Source organism: Rhizobium phaseoli (assembly GCF_001664385.1).
GTDB classification, from domain to species: domain Bacteria; phylum Pseudomonadota; class Alphaproteobacteria; order Rhizobiales; family Rhizobiaceae; genus Rhizobium; species Rhizobium phaseoli.
In genome coordinates this window covers 222,349-241,250 of record NZ_CP013536.1, presented here as the reverse complement: position 1 = coordinate 241,250, position 18,902 = coordinate 222,349, and the positions used below count along the sequence as shown (strand labels likewise).

Genomic DNA, 18,902 nt, shown 5'->3' with positions numbered 1-18,902 from the left:
GCTTAGCCGGCGTCCTTCAGCGCATGGCCATTCTCGCGCAAATGCGCGAGAATGCGGTTGCGGCCTTGCGTCTTGGCCTCGTAGAGCGCGGTATCGGCCTCAGCGAGCAACCGGTTCGGACTGGCCCGCAACATTGCCCCTGTCGCGCAAGATATGCCGATACTGGCGGTCACACGTCCGAATTCGCTGCCGGAATGAACGATATTCTCCTGGGCGAGGCGTCGTGCGAATTGCTCGGCGACGATCATTGCACCCTTGGCGCTGGTGTCGGGAAGGAACACCACGAATTCCTCTCCGCCATAGCGCGCCACGATGTCCGCCGGTCGGCTGACGGATTGGCGCAGACATTTGCTGACGACGCGCAGGCATTGGTCGCCGGCGGGATGCCCGTAGGTATCGTTGTAGGCCTTGAAACGGTCGATATCGACCATCAGGAGACTGAAAGGCGTGTTTCTCCGAGCGTTGCCCGCGGTTTCGCGCGCGAAGACTTCGTCGAAGGCGCGGCGATTGACGATGCCGGTAAGTCCGTCGGTCTCGGCCAGATTCTTCAGTTGTTCCGCCGACAGCCTGAGCGCGATTTCCGCCTGCTTCGTCGCCGTGATGTCCGAGACGACGGCCATTGCCGTGCCGTCATCTGCAAGTCGCGTCCGGATGCTGCGCCAGTCGCCATTGTGAAGCTGAACCTCTTCATCCTTGTTGCTATGCAGGGAAGCTGTGGCGGCCTTGATCCATTCTTCCACATTTCCTTCCGGTATACCCTGCCGTTCGCCGGTTTCGACGACGCGGCGCAGGATGTCACTGATATGGGCGCCGACCACGCGAGCCTCTCCGGAAAGCGGGAACGCATCGCGATACTGATCGTTGCAAAAGAGGATAAAACCTTTGCTGTCGTACATGGCGATGCCATCGGACATGCTGGCCATCGCATGCGACAGCAGATTCTTGCTTTCGCGCAATTCCCGCTCCAGGGCGGTGCGCTCCGTCACATCCCGTGTTACGCCGGCCAGACCGATCACCCGCCCCTGCTTGTCGCGCAACGGAACCTTGGAGGCGAGCAGGAATCTGCCTTCTATATGCTCTGTGGAGTCGATCAGCGGCACGCCGGTGTCTATGACCTGCTGCTCGAGATAATAGAGTTCCTCGGCGAGCGGCCGCGACATCAGATTGAAATCCGACAATCCAATCATTTCCGCCGTCGTTCTGAAACGGAAGAGGCGGGTCATGTTTTCATTGACGGTGATGAACCGGCTGTTTCGGTCCTTCACATAGAGATAGTCGGGCGATTGCGAAAATGCCGTGACCAGAATGCTGCGTTCCAGCTCCCATTGCTGCGTTTTCAAAAGGACGAAGCCGCCCAGCACGGTGGCCAGACAATTCAAAGCGGTCAGCGGAAAACCGGCCCCGGCAAGTACATGAGCGGTCACGAGAGTGGGAAGCAGGGCCATGGATGCAACCAGAGCGCCGCCGAGGGCGAGGCTCAGCACAACAACGTCCGTGAAACCTGGAGATCTCTTGCGCGTCAAGAGATGACCGGCCACCCCGATCCCAGCGGTGATAGCGATCGTGACTATCCCGTCGACCATCGCCGTTCCGCCGACGGCAAAGCGAAAGGCGATAGCCAGTGAAGCGGCAAAAGCCGCAGCGATCGGCCCCCCGAACATGCCGGCCAATGCGAGCGGCGAAAATCGCAGATCGATATAGATGCCGGGGTGAAATTCGATGGCGAGCAACATGGATCCGACAGAGGCGCCGCCGGCTATGATTCCGAAGGCGATCCTCTCCTGTGTGATGGATCGGCGCTGGAACTGAATCGAAAAGAGCGCCCAGAGCGACATTGCCAGGGATACGAAGGAAAGGTTGCCACCAAATTGTGTCCAGATGCCATTCACTGCTTTGGATCCACTTCCAAACCACGTAAGAGTGTCATACGACGATACTGGTTTGAGCTTCGTTAAACCGCAGGGCGGACGTCTCGATCGCTGCTGGTGCACCGGATATGCAGGCTTTCGACGCATGCGGAAGGCACGATCGGAATGAGTTGCGTGAGGTTTAACACCGCGCAACGTCGGTCGCGTCGCGACTGAAATTTCCAACCTGCGCTTCGATTCCACTTCAGATGCGTTATTGTCTAGAATTCAGCCGCGCGCGTGGCGGCGGAGGCGAAGATTGGCACCCGCAATCTGGCAAAGGAGTTCTCAATAATCTTCTTGCGGGACATGATGCCGACATCCGGCGCTCGAGCGTGACCGACATCATAGCTGCGCGCGCGAGGCGATCAAACCAACCCCGTTGAGGCACAGCGCATCTGTTCGAGCGGGGAACGGCAAGACGAACATAGGACGCGGACGACATGCAGATGCGACATTGGGATCGCAGAGGGGACGGCGGCCTCACCTTTACGGAACTCGGATTTGGCACCGCGCCGCTCGGCAATCTCTATCGAGCCATAAGCGATGAAGAAGCAACAGCCGTATTGGATGCAGCTTGGCAATATGGCATTCGTTACTTCGACACCGCACCGCTCTATGGGCTTGGCCTTGCGGAAAGGCGAGTCGGTCGTTTCCTCGCGAGGAAAAAGCGGGAAGACTGCGTGGTGTCGACAAAAGTAGGCCGGATAATGAAGGTCTGCCGACCCGATGAGCGGACCGGCATCGGCAAATTCTTTGATACGCCCAGTCGCAGGGAGATTTTCGACTACAGCTACGATGGAGTCATGCGATCGCTGGAAGCATCCTTCGAACGCACGGGTCTCGACAGCTTCGATATTTTGTTCGTTCACGATCTCGACGTGTTCAACCACGGCACGCCGGAAGCCTGCGCCCATTACTTCGAGCAATTCATGACCGGTGGATATCACGCACTGATCTCGTTGCGCGACCAGGGCGTCGTGAAGGCCATCGGCGGCGGGATCAACGAGTGGGAGATGTGCCAGACGCTAGCCGAACGAGGAGATTTCGATCTGTTCCTGCTTGCCGGACGCTACACGTTGCTTGAGCAGGACGCGTTGGAATCCTTCCTCCCAATGTGCGAAGCCCGCAATATCGGCATAGTGCTCGGCGGTCCGTATAATTCCGGCATCCTCGCCACAGGGCCGATTTTCGGCGCACAGTACAATTATTCCGATGCCCCGCCAGGGATCCTCGACAAGGTTCGGCGAATAGAGCAGGTCTGCCGAGAACACAATGTCGCTCTGGCAGACGCCGCTCTCAACTTTCCGCTCTATCATCCAGCTGTCGTTTCCGTCATCCCGGGTGGCCAGTCGGTTGATCAGGTAACATCTAACCAGCGCGCGCGGAACACAGCCATTCCCCGCGAACTGTGGGAGGAACTGAAAGCGCTTGGTTTGATACGGGTTGACGCGCCCGTCCACGAAGTCTCTGGTCGTTGACTCCTCACAGGCCAGGCAGTCGCTGGGATGACAGGCAGTCCGATCGCAACCCCTGCTCTCTCCGCGCGGCGAAGACCGTGCGTCGCATCATCCGACCTAGGTCCTATCTCCGGAACAATGCGTGCCGCGCCGCTTTTCTGGTTCACCTGTGAAAAAGGAGAACAGCATGAAAAGCATTATTCTCGCAGCGGCAATCACCTGCATAGCCGGCTCGGCCTTTGCGGATGGCGCCGTCACCGGCATGGTCGGAGGCGCGGCCACCGGCGCCATCGTCGGCGGCCCGATCGGCGCTGGTGTCGGCGCAGTGGTGGGTGGCGTGACGGGCAGCGTGATCGATCCTCCGCCTGCCCAGGTGATAACCTACGTCGAGCAGGCCCCGGCCCCGGCGGAACGGGTGATCGTCCAGGAACCGGTGAAGGTGGGCGTCGCGCTGCCTCCTGATGTCGTGATCAGTGAAGTCCCCGACAATCCGAAATATGGCTACGTCGTGATGGGACAGCAGCGCGTCATCGTCGAGCCGCAGACCCGCAGGGTCGTGCAGATCATCGAGTAGTGGCATCCGGCGGTTTAAGAGTGACAACTCCCCCGGGTGATTGCGGGCGTCGGCTTAGCCGACGCCCGCTTATTTTGACGAATGGGAGGTTAGCGCGACGTCCATCCGGGGCTCGGCGGTTTAATAAGCCTCAACTAATTTACGCTTAAGTTTTGGTTAAAATGCGATTCACTTTGTTTGCAGGTGAGTTGAGACGTTTCGGCGCTTGAGGCGTTAAGTCGCCATGCAGCAACAGACCTACCGCCAATGGCAGATCTCCGCCCAAAACGCGACAAGTTACCGCGCCAAATTCAATCTGGCGGCGGAGATAGTGAAATCTGAACTATCGTCTCGCGAGATCCGGCGAGCCGCCCGGCGTGTCGTTCGCACGCTTGAGACCGTGATCGATCTCCCGATCGCCAGCGCCGAACTCCTGAGAAAGGCGCATGAGCGCTTCGGAGCTTTGACGGAACTCCTGCTCTCAGCCACCGATCTTACGGCCAGCAACGAAAAGAACTACCCGGAGCTTCTCACTCCCTGCATTGGCCGCGGCAGCGAACCCGTCTAACTTAACCGTAATAACCGGCAGACTCAGCCCGAGCCCTTCGACCGGCGTAACTTTCTCGGCATCCACCGTGTAGTGTCGGCTGCAGATGCCGCCAGGAAACTCATGGCGACACCCGCGACAAGCCGCCGCCAGTTACCGGCTTGGGCGCTGAAGAAGCCCAGCTTAGGAAGGGACAGACCTCTGGAAGACTCTCGCCAGCCGCTCCGCGAATTTTCGGGGATCTTCCGGCCGGTCGCCGTCCAGAATGCGCGCTTGGTCGAGCAGCAAGAATGTTGCGTCCTCCTGATAGGAGGCATCGTTCTCGACCGCTGCGATAGCTCTGACCAAAGGATGGGCCAGGTTGATTTCCAGAATTGGCTTGGCGGCGCCTTGGAGACGACCTGCATTCTGCAGAATCTTTTCCATCTGCCTGTCATAACCATCCTCCGGCGCAACGAGGCAGACTGCGCTCTCCGTCAGCCGGTCGGATGCACGGACATCGGAGACTTGACCGGCCAGTTTCTCCTTGGCGAAGCCGATGAAGATCGCCAGGCCGGCGCCATCCAGTTCCTGCGGTGTTTGACCATCGGTGGTTGGAAAGCCTGCAAGATCCGCAGCTCCTTGCGTGATGGACTTGAATGCCTTGCCTTCGAACTCCGGTGCATTCACCGGCCAGAAGCTGTCGACCGAGTCGGTCAACAGCAGCACTTCGATGCCGCGCGCCCGAAAGCCTTCCAGCTGTGGCGATGCCTTCAACTGGTCGAGGCTGCTACCCGCAAGATAGTAGATGGCATTTTGGCCTTCTTTCGCGTCTTTGACGTATTCAGCCAAGGAACGGTAGCCTTCGGCCAAGGTCGAGGTACGAAAGCGCGCAAGCGCCATCAGTTGCGTGCGCCGCTCGTAGTCTTCGTAAATGCCTTCCTTCAAGACAGCTCCGAAGTTCTCCCAGAACTTGAGGTAGGTGTCCGGCTCGCTATCAGCCATTTTCTCGATCGCGGTGATGACCCGGTTTGTGACGCCTTTGCGGATCGCCGCCAGGATCGAGCTTTCCTGGATCATTTCGCGAGAAACATTGAGCGGCAGATCAGCCGTATCGACCAAGCCCCTGACAAAGCGCAGATATCTCGGCATCAGTTCCGCGTCGTCGGTGATGAAGACGCGCTTGACGTAAAGCTTCATCCTCCCCTTGCGATCCGGGTCAAACATGTCGAACGGCTGTGTTCCAGGCACAAAGGCGAGAGCCGTGTATTCATGCCGGCCTTCGGCACGGAAGTGCACGGTAAGGACCGGTTCATCGTATTGACCGGACACGCCGCGGTAGAAGTCGGTATATTCTTCCTTGCTGACTTCGCTCTTCGATTTTGTCCAGAGCGCGGTGCCGTCGGTAATCTCAACCGGTTCGCTGCCCGGCTTTTCGATAAGCCGGATTGCGACGGGAACATGGCCGGATTGTTCTTTGACGATCCGCTCGACAGTCCACCTGGAAGTGTATTTCTTCGCATCCTCCATCAGATGCAGGACAATGCGCGTGCCGCGCTCTGGCGCCTCGGCAAGATTTACCGCAGCGACGCTGTAACTCCCCTTGCCGTCCGAGGACCATTTCGAGGCCTCCTCCGAGCCGGCGCGGCGGGAGATCACGTCGACCCGATCCGCGACCATGAAGCAGGAATAGAAGCCGACGCCGAATTGGCCGATCAGTTGAGCGCCTTCACCGGCTTTGCGCGCTGCTATGCGATCCATGAAAGCCCGGGTCCCCGACCTCGCAATCGTCCCGAGGGCCTCGATCATTTCGTCGCGCTGCATCCCGATGCCGTTGTCCTCCACGACGAGCTGTCGGCTCTCGTCGTCCAGCGACAGCGTGATACGGCTCTCGGCATCTGATCCCAGCAGCGCCGGTGCCTCGATCGCCTCATAGCGAAGCTTCTCGCAGGCATCGGCTGCATTCGAGATCAATTCGCGCAGAAAGACGTCCTTGTCCGAGTAGACGGAGTGGACCATCATATGCAGAAGGCGGGCGACATCGGCCTCGAAGACGTGGCTTTCGACATTCTGTTCGACACTTGTCGTCATGCTTGGTTTCCCCAAAAGATACGGATTTTTCCGCCGATCAATTGGCGAAACCGGGCGCAAAATTCAAGGGCTGAAAGCAGATGCGAGCGCGAAGCACGCTGCGCCGCTGCATCGCCGACCCTTTGCCAGACGCCCTCGATCTCAATTGCGTATGTCGCTCTTCGGACCGCGCCAATTGGCCTTGGCTGCGCCGGGAACTTACTCGGCGTTGTGCGGTTGGTAGGCAAGTCGAAGCTCTCTTCGCCAAGGAGCATGCCATGGCTATCTTTTCCGCCAGAAGTCGCGACGCGACCGCCTATCCCATACAGTCGCTCTTTATCCCATTTCCCTTCGTCTGCTTTACGCTCGCGCTGGCGACCGATATCGTCTTCTGGCAAAGCGGCAATCTGCTATGGCAAAACTTCTCAGCTTGGCTGCTGTTTGCCGGCCTGGTTTTCGGAGGGCTTGCAATTCTAGTGGGAGTCTTCGATCTGCTGCGTCCGCGGACTCAGCCTTTGCGGCCGACCTTCCTATCCGCCCTCCTATACCTATTGATATTGGTGCTTGCGGTCGCAAACAGCCTTGTGCATGCCGGCGATGGCTGGACCGCAGTGGTCCCCTACGGGCTGGCGCTATCGGCTGTCACGTTCGTCTTGTGCCTGGTGACTGCGGCCGTGTCTGCCCGCAAGTATGCCCGACTGGCCTGGAGAGTGTGATGATCAAGACCCAAATCCTCCGCGCGTCGATCCTGTCGCTAGCGAGTAGCATCGGCCTCACGGCTTATGCGCAGAGCGACAATTTCGATATTTCCACGCAGATCGGACCTAATCCGGTGCTGCCCGAGCCGGCCATGTCTCTGCTCGCTGATCTGAAGGTGGCGGAGGTCGTTGGTTGGAAAGGAGGCGAGACGCCGGCGGTTGCGGACGGCCTGAAGATTACTGCGTTTGCCAAGGACCTCGCCAATCCGCGCACCGTGCACACCCTGCCGAATGGTGACGTGCTGGTCATTCAATCCCGCGGTCCATCCGGCGAGCAAAAATCACGGCCAAAGGATTTCATACGGGGCTGGATCATGTCGATCGCTCATGGCGATAGTGGCGGCCAGCAGAAGGAAAGCAATCTGATCACGCTGCTGCGCGACACGAACCGTGACGGCATTGTAGACGAGAGGCACGATCTCCTGAGAAAATTGGAGTCGCCCTTTGGCGTGGCGTGGATCGACAATACGCTTTATGTCGCCTCGACGAGCGCCATTCTCGCCTATCCCTATTCGCTTGGGCAGAATGAGATAACCGCTCCGCCGAGACTGTTGACGCCTCTGCCAGGCGGCCCGATCAACCATCACTGGACAAAGGATCTTGCGCTCAGCCCGGACGGAAAGGTGCTGTACGTTTCGGTTGGCTCGAATTCGAACATCGTTGAAAACGGCCTCGAAGCGGAAAAGGGGCGCGCCGCGATCTGGCAGGTGGACCGAAACACCGGCGCCGCGCGCGTTTTCGCCTCGGGCCTGCGCAATCCAAACGGCCTCACCTTCAATCCCGATACCGGCGTCCTCTGGACTGTCGTCAATGAACGTGATGAGCTGGGTCCGAACCTGGTTCCCGATTACATGACGTCGGTCAAGGAAGGCGGCTTCTACGGTTGGCCCTGGAGCTATTATGGCAAGCACGTCGATGCGCGCGTACACCCGTCGCGCCCTGAGATGGTCGACAGGGCGATCCCGCCGGATTTTGCCCTGTCCAGCCACGTCGCGGCCCTCGGGCTGACCTTCTCCAAGAATTCGGCGCTGCCGGCCGCCTATGCCAACGGCGCCTTCATTGGCGAGCACGGCAGCTGGAACCGGGACAGCTTCAACGGCTACAAGGTGGTCTACGTGCCGTTCGAAAATGGCCAGCCCTCCGGCAAGGCGCAGGATGTGGTGACGGGTTTTATCAAGGGGGATCAGGCGAAGGGACGGCCAGTCGGCGTCGGCATCGACGGCACAGGTGCACTGCTTGTGGCTGATGATAGCGGCAACACCGTATGGCGCGTGGCTTCGGCCGACGGCAAGGTCACCCCTGGACCGATCGCTACCGATCAGGTTTCGATAAATGCTGAGGCCGCCGCACCCCCTGTGGGCAACAATCCCGCGGTCGGAACCGAAACGACAGGATCAACTGCTCATCCCCCGACGCCGTCGGCCGCGCCCGGAGCTCCTGCAACCGATACCGAAGTAGGCCCTGGGAAAGACGACGCGCTCCAGCCCCCGCAGATGCAGATCGCCCCAGCGACAGGCCCGTAACTCTGACGGAGTGCTGGACGGTCATCGCTGCGCCGAGGGCGGGATGAAGCTCGGGCGCGTAGATTTGCCCGAGCTCTAATTCGCCATGTGCACGATGCGCAGCCTGGACCCCGTCCCGGTCAGTCCTCCTAATCGACCCGCTTCAGGTCTTTGGGAACGCCATATCCCGATCCGTCGTACCGCAGCCGGTGTTTGCGGATCGTCGTCTTATCTTCGCTATTGCAGTCATTATCCGTTCCGACCCTATTGACGGATGTCGTCGTTGTCTCGGTGACAACGATGTCGGCAACCGTGTCTTTCGCCGATGGAACCATCGCAAGCGTGCGCGTGGTTTCGCTAAACTCACCGGCGCAGACGGTATCCCATTCTCCGTGACTTTCGCGAACGACAACGTTGTCAAGAATCGGCTTCAGCCCATCACCTTCGATCGCGAAGAGCCATAAGGTCGTTTCACCGAATGGGTTGGCGCGCGAACTGCCTTCCCGCGAAACACGCAGGCCGAAAGCCGTTCTCTTCGGAGCGAGCTGATAGCGTGCGGTGTCGAGGGCGACGCTTCGCACACGAACGGCGTCGTCGGACATGAAGCCGTCAAGACGCAGCCGCTGCCTTACTTGCAGGTTGGTGCTGTCGACGACGAGCAGTTCGATATCGCCTTCATTTTCCGCATCCGACTGCTCTGTCATCAGAGGAACCGCAATCAGCGTCAACTGAGGCTGAGCCGGCCAAACCCGGCAGATCACCGCATGCGGATCGCCATCAACACTGTCGCTCCTGGACAGCGTGATGGTTGCCCCCTCGAACAGAATAGTACCATCTTCGGCTTTTGTTGCGCTCGGATATGCATGCCGAATGATGTCTGCCGCACGGCCGGCGCATTCATTCTGCCCCGCCAATGCCGCCGGTGCGCCAAGCCCGATCAGGACGACCGGCGCGAAGAACAAGGTTCGGACGTTCGAAAACCGCTTCATATCGATCCTCAGCAAACCAGCCATGCAAAGCGTGACTGCAGCATACGGATCGCACCAAAGCCAGGCGCACGTCAATTCTCGACCAGACGGTCGCTTCCGCCCGTGCGAGCAGCTTCGAGATGGCCAAAGGGTCCTCGACCACCCTCTTTCGGATCGATATCGCGTTCGAGCGCAAAGGATCCCATCTGCGAAAGAACGCCCAGATATTCGATGAAGCCGCCGATTGAAAAATGCGTGGCGGGGTCTCACCGACGAGGCGGGAAATGCGAGATCACCAAGAGCGCGAGGACGGGTCATCCGCCGGCAGCAAGACGGCAATCGGCCGGCTACTCGAAGACAATGAGGCTTGCCGGAGTTGGCGGCATCGGTTTGACCATGACACCCGCAAGGCCGGCCAGTCTTGCCATCTCGGTCAGCTCACTTTGCGTATAAGCCTGCCCCGACGGCGTGCCAGCGAGCATCTCCCAGGAAAACGCCGCGGGAAAAGGCGGTGAAACCTGATCTTCGTTCGGCACGAAATCAACCGCGACGATCCGACCATCCTCTGCAAGACTCGCGATGATCTTTCGCAACAGTTGAGCGCATGTCGGCATATCGAAGTGGTGCAGGAAGTTTGGAAGCAGCACGAGGTCATATCCGGTGCCCCAGTCGACATCGAAAGCATTGCCGGCGACCGTCCGATATCGGTCAGCAACGCCGGCTCTTTCCGCATTCTGCCGCGACAACTCCAATACAGCCGCCCAGTCGACGGCGACGATCTCCGCCGACGGAAAGACCTTGGCAATTTCGATCCCGAACAGGCCCGGACCTGAAGCAATATCCAGAACTTTTCTGGGAGGCTTGCCCCAGCCGGAGATTTCGCCGGCCAGTATTTTGGCACTGAGCCCGGTGAAAGAGCCCATACCGCGCGCAAACTTCAACCAGACGGGATTATCTGCAGACAGGTTCGCAAGCCCGGCCGATCCGCCATTTCGAACGACGGCGGCCGGATCACGCAGGAAATTATCCAGGACTTCGGGAGCGGCGACGAACTCGACGGCGGAGCCCATATAGGCCGGTGAATTGCGATCGAGGAACATTCTGGTCGAGGGCGTCATTCGGTACTCGCCGCTCTCCTTTGTCAGGAAGCCATGGACCACGAGGTAGTCGCACAGGATGCGCGTCCCACGCTCCGAAGCGCTCATTGCCGACGCCAGGGATACTGCCGTTTTGCCCTCGCCGATATGCGTAAAGAGATCGAGTTCGATAGCCGCCCTGATCGCCGCCGTCTTCCGGCATGCAAAGAGTGCATCGACCACGAGTTCCGGCGATACGACGCCGGCATGGGTGTCCTCGACATCTGTTTCCATAGCATCCCCCAGAGCACTCGACCAATCTGCCTGGCCGCGCCAGCCGCGGAAATTATGCGTACATTCACATATTCTACAATAAGCACCCAGTTAACCCTATCGGGTGCTGCCCTGCTGACGGGCGGCCCAACCGAACCGCCTCCCGGCTTCATCCTGGCGGTTGCTGAAGCTTCAGATGACGATGCCGCTCTGACATGCGCTGTCGGATCGTTGAGTGGATCGATGGGCTTCACCTCATCGGCTCTGTGGCCCGATTGTTCGGCGCGGCGTGACTGTACCAAAACCGCTTTCTCCTTCAGCGGGCGGTGCATAGTCGTAATAGGTTGGCGGTTCCATGGAAGCCAAAAAGACCAGATGCTCGACCAATGGCATCTTCTGAAGATTCTTCAAAATGTTGCGGCCACCTAGATTAAGTGCAGGCGCAAACCCGTAAATCTGACTCCATGCAAGAGGTCCGAGAGTTTCTAACGCTTGCGGCATCATGTTTTTGCGATTTTCATCCTCCCATGGTGGCGCGGCCGGTGAGAAGCGCCCTGATGAACACAGACCCAGCATAACTTCGTCGGTCCATTCGCGCTGGTTTTCCTCATCATACTCGCGAGGATCAATACGCACCTTGTTCATCAGGAGGTGCAGCCTGATCATGGCGTCGCCATACCAGATATCGATTTCACCGAAGGCAGTATAGCCAAAGGCGTACATCTTTTGCGGATCAAGTTCCGGATCACCCAGAAAGACATAGTCCAGCACGGGCTTCGGCAAGGAAGGATTGCAGAGCCAGTATTGGCCGCCGGACCAACTGCACCAACCATGATCGCTCCAGAAACGCAGAAGAAAATCCGGCAGTTTTCCGCGATAGGCCTCCACATCGGCCGCGCTCGGGCGAATGACATTATCAATCTTGTAAGCAGAGAGAAATTCGTCGAACCACTTGATCTCGAAGATGTTGTAGTTTGATTTTTCAGCCATGTCTTACGCTTTCGAAAAGGGTCTTCTGAGGAAATCAGGCCTGCTTTGGTACATACGCAAATCCCACACAACGCAGAAACAATCGCCCTGAACCGCGTTCCCGCGGAGACGTAGCTAAATCGTATGACACTGCGCCTAAGGCAAAGCACGCATCAATTATCGATCAGACGATCATGTCCGATCGTGCGAACAGCTTCGAGATGCCCAAAAGCACCCCGCCCACCCTCCTTCGGATCGACATAGCGTTCGAACGTAAACGGTTCCATCTGCGATAGAATAACCAGATATTCGATGAAGCCACCGATTGCAAAATCCCTGGCAGTGCCATCGCCGCCGAGGCGGAGATGCGGGACCATTGTATAGACCTGATCGGCGCTGATCGGCCCGAGCCGCCGGCGCACAGCATCGAAAACAGGCTTACCGGTCGTAGAATCCACCCAGCCGTTAATATCGAAAACACTGGCGTCCACGGCGGCAGCTACCGCCATATCGTCATCGAACGGAGGGATACCCTCGATGACGTGGGTGGTGATGTCGGTGGTGGTGAGGGTGCCGAGATTCATCTTGAGCGTGATCAGCTTAAACTTTGGGAGCCAGATGCTGACTTCGCCGAATGCATCACGCATGAAGGGCACCATTCTTGCGGAGTCGAATTCCTGATCGCCGGCAAACAACATATGCAGAACAGGCATGATAGGCTCGGGATCGCAGATCCAATAGAGACCATCACGCCACTGCCCGCGACCATGTTCAATCCAGAAATCGACCATGGCGTCAGGCAGCTTCCCTCGATAGCCCTCAGCTTGCGAAGCAGAAACAGTTGAACCGTCTTTGAGCGGTCCGAATTCATCCAGGACTTCCTGCAGGGGGCGCCGAGGTGTAACAGACATATTAGCTCCAGATGCCCATCAAGCTGTTCGCCTGACGATCTATAAGTCATTCGCTGGTTTCGTTTTGCCAGTTCCCTCTGTGCGCCGGCTCAATGCGTTGGCGTGGTTGCAGTCGGCCACCCCTGCGACAGCCGACCGAGCTGGCCCAATGTATTATCGGCCACGTGCAGCTGAATTTATTCGGATGTGAACCAGCCAAGCCCCTCTACGACACGGCCACCATGGGCCGTCGGGTCACCGATGCGAACAAGCGCCTTGCCGTCGATAAAGACGATCGACGAGTCGGCCCGAAGTCCGGAGAACCATCAAGACCATTGCGCCGCTGCCCGCGACCATGTTCAATCCAGAAATCAACCATGGCGTCAGGCAGCTCTCCCGCGATAGCCCTCAGCCTGTGCGGCGGAAATCGCCGTGCCATATTTGAGAGGCCGAATTCATCCAGTACTTCCAGCAGGGGGCGCCGAGGCGTGACAGGCATATTGACTCCAGATGTTCATTGCGCTCGATAGGGGTCAAGGCGCGACTTGAACGCCACCCTTGAACGGCCTTGCCGAAAGCTCTTTCGGGACGTCGTATTGATGCCAACCCTCATCGTTCAAGATGTAGTAGCGAAGCCCATAATCGAACACCTGAACGAAGATTGCGCTCGGCTGAAGCACTGGTCGATAGCGTCAATCATCGAGGCTTGGCGGCCGGTAGTCCTTTGAAATCGCGCTCCAGCAGTTCATGCGGAATTTCGATTTCTGTCCAGCGTTCACCATCGAAGGTCTGAACGCCATGTTTCGTGTCGAAGTAATACAGCACATCGTCAACAGCCTGGACTTTGAGCGGGTTGGGAATATTGCGATTGATGCTCGGATCAAGGACGGGTTTCAAGGGAGACAGCAGATGTCCATCGAACCAATGCAAAGCATAATCCGATGCGATCACCATCCGATCCTTGAATTTCGTGATCGAGCGCAAATTCTCATCGTTTCCCTTGAAGGAGACGTCCTGAAAACCATATTCGGCGTTGCCGAACAAAATGACGCCATTGCCGCCAACAGCCCAGACCTTGTCTACCGACTCGATGAAAATGTCCGAAAGCGTAGCTGGTTCTGCATAATATTTTCCCGAGCGCGGCTTGGCTATAATCCGCCACTCCTGTCCGTTCCAATGATAGAGGCGGCCCTCCAGAACACGGCTTGGCCCCTCTGAGGCCCGTCGAATGGCTGCCGCCTCTTCATTCCGACCGGCTAGGTAAAGGCGGCCCATCTCCTCCTCCTCTTCCTCCGTCAATTCCCTGTTAGTGCTTGCCGGCGAATAGGTCACATTCATATAGAGATCGCCCTCGGCGGAGCCACTCAAATCTCCGAAGACGAGGTAATCGTAAGTTGCTGGTGCTTGCGGCAGCTTTTCCTTGTGAAACCAGCCTGTGTCGGAATCAGTCAGGCGGTAAAGCTGCGAATGATAACCAGTGACGAACAACGCATCCCCAATCAGTACGATGGAGTTGACGTATCCGAGATCAGTCGCATCGTCGGAATAGACGCCAGCCCCTTCAATTTTCCGATGCGAGGAGCTCTGCCCCATCGGCAGTGTATAAACATCGCCTTCATCGCTGAGGGCGTAGATGATCGGTCGTCCATCCTCTCCGATTTTGCCGGTAAGACTATCGATCTTGCGCGGGACGTCGGAGCGGGACCATGGCTGTTCCATTCGCCCTTCGTAAACGAGGATATAGGAGTCCATTTCCTCGTAATCCTTGCCGCTGAACACGACGCAGAATGTGTCTTTCGCCAGGGCAATGGCGCAGTCAAGTCGGAGTGGATCGAATGGCTTCATGTTCGTAGCTTCAATAAGTGCCTTGCTTCAGGGCATCACGCGTGCCCGCAATCAGGGCGGCGAAACAAAATTACCGGACGCTACCAGCGGCGATCGTTTGAGACACAATTTGCTGCTGTCCTCCGACTTCAACTGCGAACGAATAGTGAATCTCGTCAGGCACGCGCGAGACGGCCTCGGATATTTTCAGCTTCTGATAATGATCAGCCGTATTTCGTGCCGCATTCCTGTCTCGGAAATAGATCTCGTTCTGCGAAAGCTCACCCAGGCTCCGACGGAGCTGCGGTGTGAGGGCTTTACCGCTGTCGTCATAAATCGCCTTGTATGAATCCGCGCTCGTTGCCCCCAGCAATATGTTCCAGATGTCCTCCGGCATAGACCTTGCCTCCAGAAACAGCTCGACCGCGTTGTGGGGCATCTCCACACCGGCGGCGCGATAGATCTCGTCCAGATCATGGGGCGGGGGATCGGTTCGGGTTCTGCTCGTCAAATCCATCAGCAGCGCGACATCGAGCGAGAAAGTGAAATGTCGTCCTGCTCTATGCCAAAGATTGACGGTTCCGAGGCTCGAATATCCGAAGGCGGAGAGTTCATCAGCATTCAATCCCGGCACATTGGCGAGCATCTGGCGGAAGAAGCCATCAAAAAGTGCGGGCGTGCACAGCCAATAATTCCTGTTTGCATAGTACCCCACGCCATGTTGGATCCAGAACTCTCGCAAATCCTCCGGAACCCGCCCAACGGCACTGTCCGCTTCGGCCTCGGAAACTCTTCTTGCTTCCCGGGGCGTGCCTCGTACCTTCAAAAATCCTGCTGCGCTCATGTTTCGTGCACTAACCCTGGGTTATCTCGGCGATCCGATCTCGCGCACACGTTCGAGCCGCCCGTAAGGATTATTCGGATCGTTTGCATCCAGGATGTAACGCTCGACCCCTATACGGACAAATTGATTGAGCATCAAAAGATGCTCGATGATTGGTGTCTTCACGAGCGTTTCAGGAGTTCCTTGTCCGCCGAGGGCGAAGGCGGGAGAATAGCCGTAGATTTCTCCGGACTTCAGAGGTCCGAGAGCACTCAATGCCCGTTCGAAATCGTTCAGGTCCTGCTCAGCAAAATATGTTCTTTCCCCTTTTGCAAGACTGATCGAGTTGGCGACATAGCGATCATCGGTCCAACGTTCACCGGTAACGGGTCTTTCTTCACCCTGTTGGGAGCTGAAGACGGGATTGTAGGCGGCGATATCGAGCGTGATGATCTTTGTGTCATTACGCCAGCCATACAGTTTTCCAAAAGCGTCGTACTTGAAGATGACGAAGTCGGCCTGTGCGTATTCGGGATCATTCTGGAAGACGTCCCTTAGTAACCCGTCGAAGGCCTGCGGATCCGCGGCCCAGAAATATCCGTCCTGGAAAGAGCACCACCCGACCTCGGTCCAGAACTCCAGAAGTCCGTCAGGCACACGCCCGCGATAGGCTTCGATGACATCATGTGGCACTGGCCTAACGTTAGAAGGCTGGCCTGCTTTCGATATGATCTCGGCGAAGTCCTTTTGCATGTGCTCTCCCCATGCGGTCGCTAACTTGTCGCGCGACCGGTACTATCAGCTTTCCAGGTAGAATTGAGGCTCACCAAATCTCTTGAAGGCATTTGACAGGTGAAGAAGAGGTAGGACATCGTTTCTGATCTTCTTGTCGGGCGCACAACACGCTTTCATCAATAGGAGTGTTAGATCATCAGCTCTCACTGATGATCTCCGCCTCCGATTATCAAAGCTCAGTGAAGTTGCTCCAATGCTCCGCCATTTACCGGCTTGCAGTACTCGAACTGCCCACCCTCCCCGGAGACTGCAGCTGGCCACTCGGTTATCCGATGGAACGGACCGCAGTGTATTGTCCTCGCTCAAACCTCATCAGATGGAACGTGGCCAACTGGGCCAGAATGGCAAAATGCTCCAGAGCCGCCACGCGCTTGATGTTCTCGGCGCGTCGCGTTGGACTGTTCAGACCCACTGTGGCAATTGCGGGGAAATAGCCGTAGCACTCTGCCCGTTCCAGATCACCATGCATGGCGCAACAACGATCGAACATGGGCTGATCTAGCACGTCGAACTCCTCGTAATCCTTGCTCTCATAAGGCAAGAGAGAGCGGGCTAGAACATTCGGATCCGTGCTCCGTTCCCGATTTGCGAGATGTGCCGGGAGCACTAGTTGCGTCGGCGCGAGCTTGCTGGATGTCAGACGCATGTCGACAAGATCAATCTCGAAATGGTCGTGGCGCTCCGACCAGCATACAAGCCGACCAAACGCAGAGTGCCCAATGACGAAACAATCCTTATGGCTGAAATCAGGATCTGCCCCGAAAACCAATGCCAGAACGGGCGAGAATTCAGCAGGATCACAATATTGAAGTTTGCGATTGAAATAATCGCCAAATCCGAAAGTACGCAAGAACTCCATGAAGCTATCAGGCAGACGGCGCGAAAGACGGGCATCTTGCTCGGCAGTTAGCGGAATGCATCGCTGTGGAGAACCGATGCGTGCAACTCTGTCCGAAAAATTCTTGTCCATTGCTGTTCAGCCTACGCCGCATCTTGAAATCGGTTGGCACCGTCCGGCGCGTCGGAATAGCGGGAGTCCCTCGGTGATATGGATGCGGTCGGACGAGCCCTACGCCCGCCGCACTCGGCCACCCTCCCCCTTCGCCGACTGCGACGGACCGACCAGCCCGGCGTACTGTCGGCTACGCGCAACTAAATTTAGTCAGATGTGAACCAGCCGAGACCCTCGACGACACGGCCGCCATGGGCCGTCGGGTCACCGATGCGGACAAGCGCCTTGCCTTCGATAAACACGATCGACGAGCCGCCGCTGATCGTGTCGGGCCCGCCGACTACGCAGGTGCATTTGTCGCCGACAACCGCAACAGGAACCCCTTCCACCGTCACCAGCGCCTGCGTTTCCGAGATCGGGCCGCCCACATGCGGCTTCGGTCCGGGTTCGACCATCGGACAAACATGGTTGTGGCCCTTGAGCGAAACGTTCGTCACCGGCTCACCTCCTTTCGTAAAGACTGCAATGACTAGGATTGCTCGGCACGCAGCCTCGGTAGATCTGCCGTCGAGGGCGTGTCTGGAAATTCCTCACGGAACTTTCTGTCCACTGCATCGAGAAGGGCATCGGCAGGCCATGCGACGGGCTTCGGGAGCTCCTTGAAGGCCCCCATCTGGAAAAGGTCGTGATTGAGGTAGCCAGGGTTCTGCAAGCCCTCCCATTCGCGTATGCGCAGGATCATCAGCAGCAGAACGGGAAACGCCCAATAGGCATCCGGCTCGATTTCGTAATGTTTCTCGCGCTTGTTGCGCTTGTCGCCGGTGGTCGTCATGTCGCTGCTCTGTGCGACGTGGTAGTCGGCCGCCTTGACGAGGATGCGGTGGAAGGCGACCGCGTCCGGCTCCCGCCAGTGCTCGACAAGCTCGCTCCAGCCACCATAGCCGCCGGCATATTCGTCGTAAACCTTCTCGCGCCACTCGGTGATGGTCGCGGCCTCGTCCGCCTTCAACCAGTCCGCGACGATATCCATCATCGCATAGGGGAAACCGAAGCTGGTGACGCCCTGCCCCAGGGCTCCGCCATAAAACTTGCCGCGCTGGATCGTATCCTTCTCCAGTTCCTGCAAGGCAAGCCGGCCAAGCAACTCGCTCCAGTCCTTCCAGCCGACGGTCATCGTCAGCGCCAGCCCGTTGACGACGTCCGGAAAGGATGCCGCGCTGTTGGTGTTCAGATGTTGGATGCCAATCGCGTAGGGAAGTCGCGGAACGGACAGGCGTGCTGCCATCGTCAGCCGATCGACTGCTGGGTGACCCTCGACGGCGCTCAAGACAAAGGCCTTCAACTCCAGAAGGCTGAGTTGGCTCAGGTACCGGCCGACGGATTTGCCGTGCGAGTCATCCCCGCCGAGCCATTCCTGCAGGTCGCTCCGCACCAAGTTGGCCAGCGTTTTCTCGTACTTTGCCAGCCACTCCGGAAATTCCGCCGTAACGTATCTTCTGATTTCTGACAGATTCATGTCTTCCCTAAACCCTGCTTTTGGCTACACCTTGAACACA

At 57.8% G+C, this 18,902-nt stretch carries 17 protein-coding genes; 5 read left to right on the top strand and 12 right to left on the bottom strand.

The window, feature by feature from the left end:
• Positions 1–2: 2 nt before the first annotated feature.
• Complete coding sequence (locus tag AMC88_RS28350; protein ID WP_064830145.1) at positions 3–1,889, bottom strand: diguanylate cyclase; 1,887 nt, start codon at positions 1,887–1,889, stop codon at positions 3–5.
• A gap of 461 nt (positions 1,890–2,350) precedes the next feature.
• Here AMC88_RS28350 and AMC88_RS28345 point away from each other — a divergent pair, with 461 nt between their 5' ends.
• The 3 genes from AMC88_RS28345 to AMC88_RS28335 all read left to right on the top strand — a co-directional run bounded on the left by AMC88_RS28345 (position 2,351) and on the right by AMC88_RS28335 (position 4,488).
• Positions 2,351–3,388 carry an aldo/keto reductase gene (locus AMC88_RS28345; RefSeq protein ID WP_004672006.1) on the top strand — a complete coding sequence of 346 codons (1,038 nt, stop codon included), beginning with the start codon at positions 2,351–2,353 and terminating at the stop codon, positions 3,386–3,388.
• A gap of 166 nt (positions 3,389–3,554) precedes the next feature.
• Entirely contained in the window at positions 3,555–3,941 is a 387-nt protein-coding gene (locus AMC88_RS28340) for a DUF1236 domain-containing protein (RefSeq protein WP_029531801.1), read from the top strand.
• Positions 3,942–4,164: 223 nt separating this feature from the next.
• Positions 4,165–4,488: a hypothetical protein gene (locus tag AMC88_RS28335; protein ID WP_064824040.1), complete on the top strand. Its 324-nt coding sequence runs from the start codon at positions 4,165–4,167 to the stop codon at positions 4,486–4,488.
• Between the two features lie 162 nt (positions 4,489–4,650).
• Here AMC88_RS28335 and htpG read toward each other — a convergent pair whose 3' ends face one another.
• Complete coding sequence (gene htpG, locus AMC88_RS28330) at positions 4,651–6,537, bottom strand: molecular chaperone HtpG (protein WP_064824041.1); 1,887 nt, start codon at positions 6,535–6,537, stop codon at positions 4,651–4,653.
• 257 nt (positions 6,538–6,794) lie between these two features.
• Here htpG and AMC88_RS28320 point away from each other — a divergent pair, with 257 nt between their 5' ends.
• Positions 6,795–7,232, top strand: a complete 438-nt coding sequence (locus AMC88_RS28320) for a DUF2231 domain-containing protein (protein WP_064824043.1) — start codon at positions 6,795–6,797, stop codon at positions 7,230–7,232.
• Complete coding sequence (locus AMC88_RS28315; RefSeq protein WP_064824044.1) at positions 7,232–8,797, top strand: PQQ-dependent sugar dehydrogenase; 1,566 nt, start codon at positions 7,232–7,234, stop codon at positions 8,795–8,797. The genes AMC88_RS28320 and AMC88_RS28315 overlap by 1 nt, the downstream gene beginning before the upstream one ends.
• 128 nt (positions 8,798–8,925) lie before the next feature.
• Here the strand turns inward: AMC88_RS28315 and AMC88_RS28310 are convergent, their stop codons facing one another.
• The 10 genes from AMC88_RS28310 to AMC88_RS28260 all read right to left on the bottom strand — a co-directional run bounded on the left by AMC88_RS28310 (position 8,926) and on the right by AMC88_RS28260 (position 18,862).
• Positions 8,926–9,765, bottom strand: coding sequence for a PA3715 family protein (locus AMC88_RS28310; protein ID WP_064830144.1), 840 nt, complete (start codon positions 9,763–9,765; stop codon positions 8,926–8,928).
• Between the two features lie 326 nt (positions 9,766–10,091).
• Positions 10,092–11,114: a class I SAM-dependent methyltransferase gene (locus AMC88_RS28305; RefSeq protein WP_064830143.1), complete on the bottom strand. Its 1,023-nt coding sequence runs from the start codon at positions 11,112–11,114 to the stop codon at positions 10,092–10,094.
• Positions 11,115–11,348: 234 nt separating this feature from the next.
• Positions 11,349–12,083: a GAD-like domain-containing protein gene (locus AMC88_RS28300; protein WP_064830142.1), complete on the bottom strand. Its 735-nt coding sequence runs from the start codon at positions 12,081–12,083 to the stop codon at positions 11,349–11,351.
• Between the two features lie 152 nt (positions 12,084–12,235).
• Positions 12,236–12,973 carry a GAD-like domain-containing protein gene (locus tag AMC88_RS28295; RefSeq protein ID WP_064830141.1) on the bottom strand — a complete coding sequence of 246 codons (738 nt, stop codon included), beginning with the start codon at positions 12,971–12,973 and terminating at the stop codon, positions 12,236–12,238.
• 675 nt (positions 12,974–13,648) lie between these two features.
• Entirely contained in the window at positions 13,649–14,797 is a 1,149-nt protein-coding gene (locus AMC88_RS34340; protein ID WP_150128090.1) for a hypothetical protein, read from the bottom strand.
• 70 nt (positions 14,798–14,867) lie between these two features.
• Positions 14,868–15,620, bottom strand: coding sequence for a GAD-like domain-containing protein (locus tag AMC88_RS28285; protein WP_064824049.1), 753 nt, complete (start codon positions 15,618–15,620; stop codon positions 14,868–14,870).
• Between the two features lie 21 nt (positions 15,621–15,641).
• Positions 15,642–16,352: a GAD-like domain-containing protein gene (locus AMC88_RS28280; RefSeq protein ID WP_064830139.1), complete on the bottom strand. Its 711-nt coding sequence runs from the start codon at positions 16,350–16,352 to the stop codon at positions 15,642–15,644.
• A gap of 307 nt (positions 16,353–16,659) precedes the next feature.
• The gene (locus AMC88_RS32770) at positions 16,660–17,364 is read right to left on the bottom strand and encodes a GAD-like domain-containing protein (protein WP_081279303.1); all 705 of its coding nucleotides are present in this window, start codon (positions 17,362–17,364) and stop codon (positions 16,660–16,662) included.
• A 188-nt stretch (positions 17,365–17,552) separates the two neighbouring features.
• Positions 17,553–17,801 carry a PAAR domain-containing protein gene (locus AMC88_RS28265; RefSeq protein WP_064824302.1) on the bottom strand — a complete coding sequence of 83 codons (249 nt, stop codon included), beginning with the start codon at positions 17,799–17,801 and terminating at the stop codon, positions 17,553–17,555.
• A 74-nt stretch (positions 17,802–17,875) separates the two neighbouring features.
• A complete protein-coding gene (locus tag AMC88_RS28260; RefSeq protein WP_064824052.1) occupies positions 17,876–18,862 on the bottom strand; it encodes a hypothetical protein in 987 nt (328 codons plus the stop codon).
• Positions 18,863–18,902: the final 40 nt, after the last annotated feature.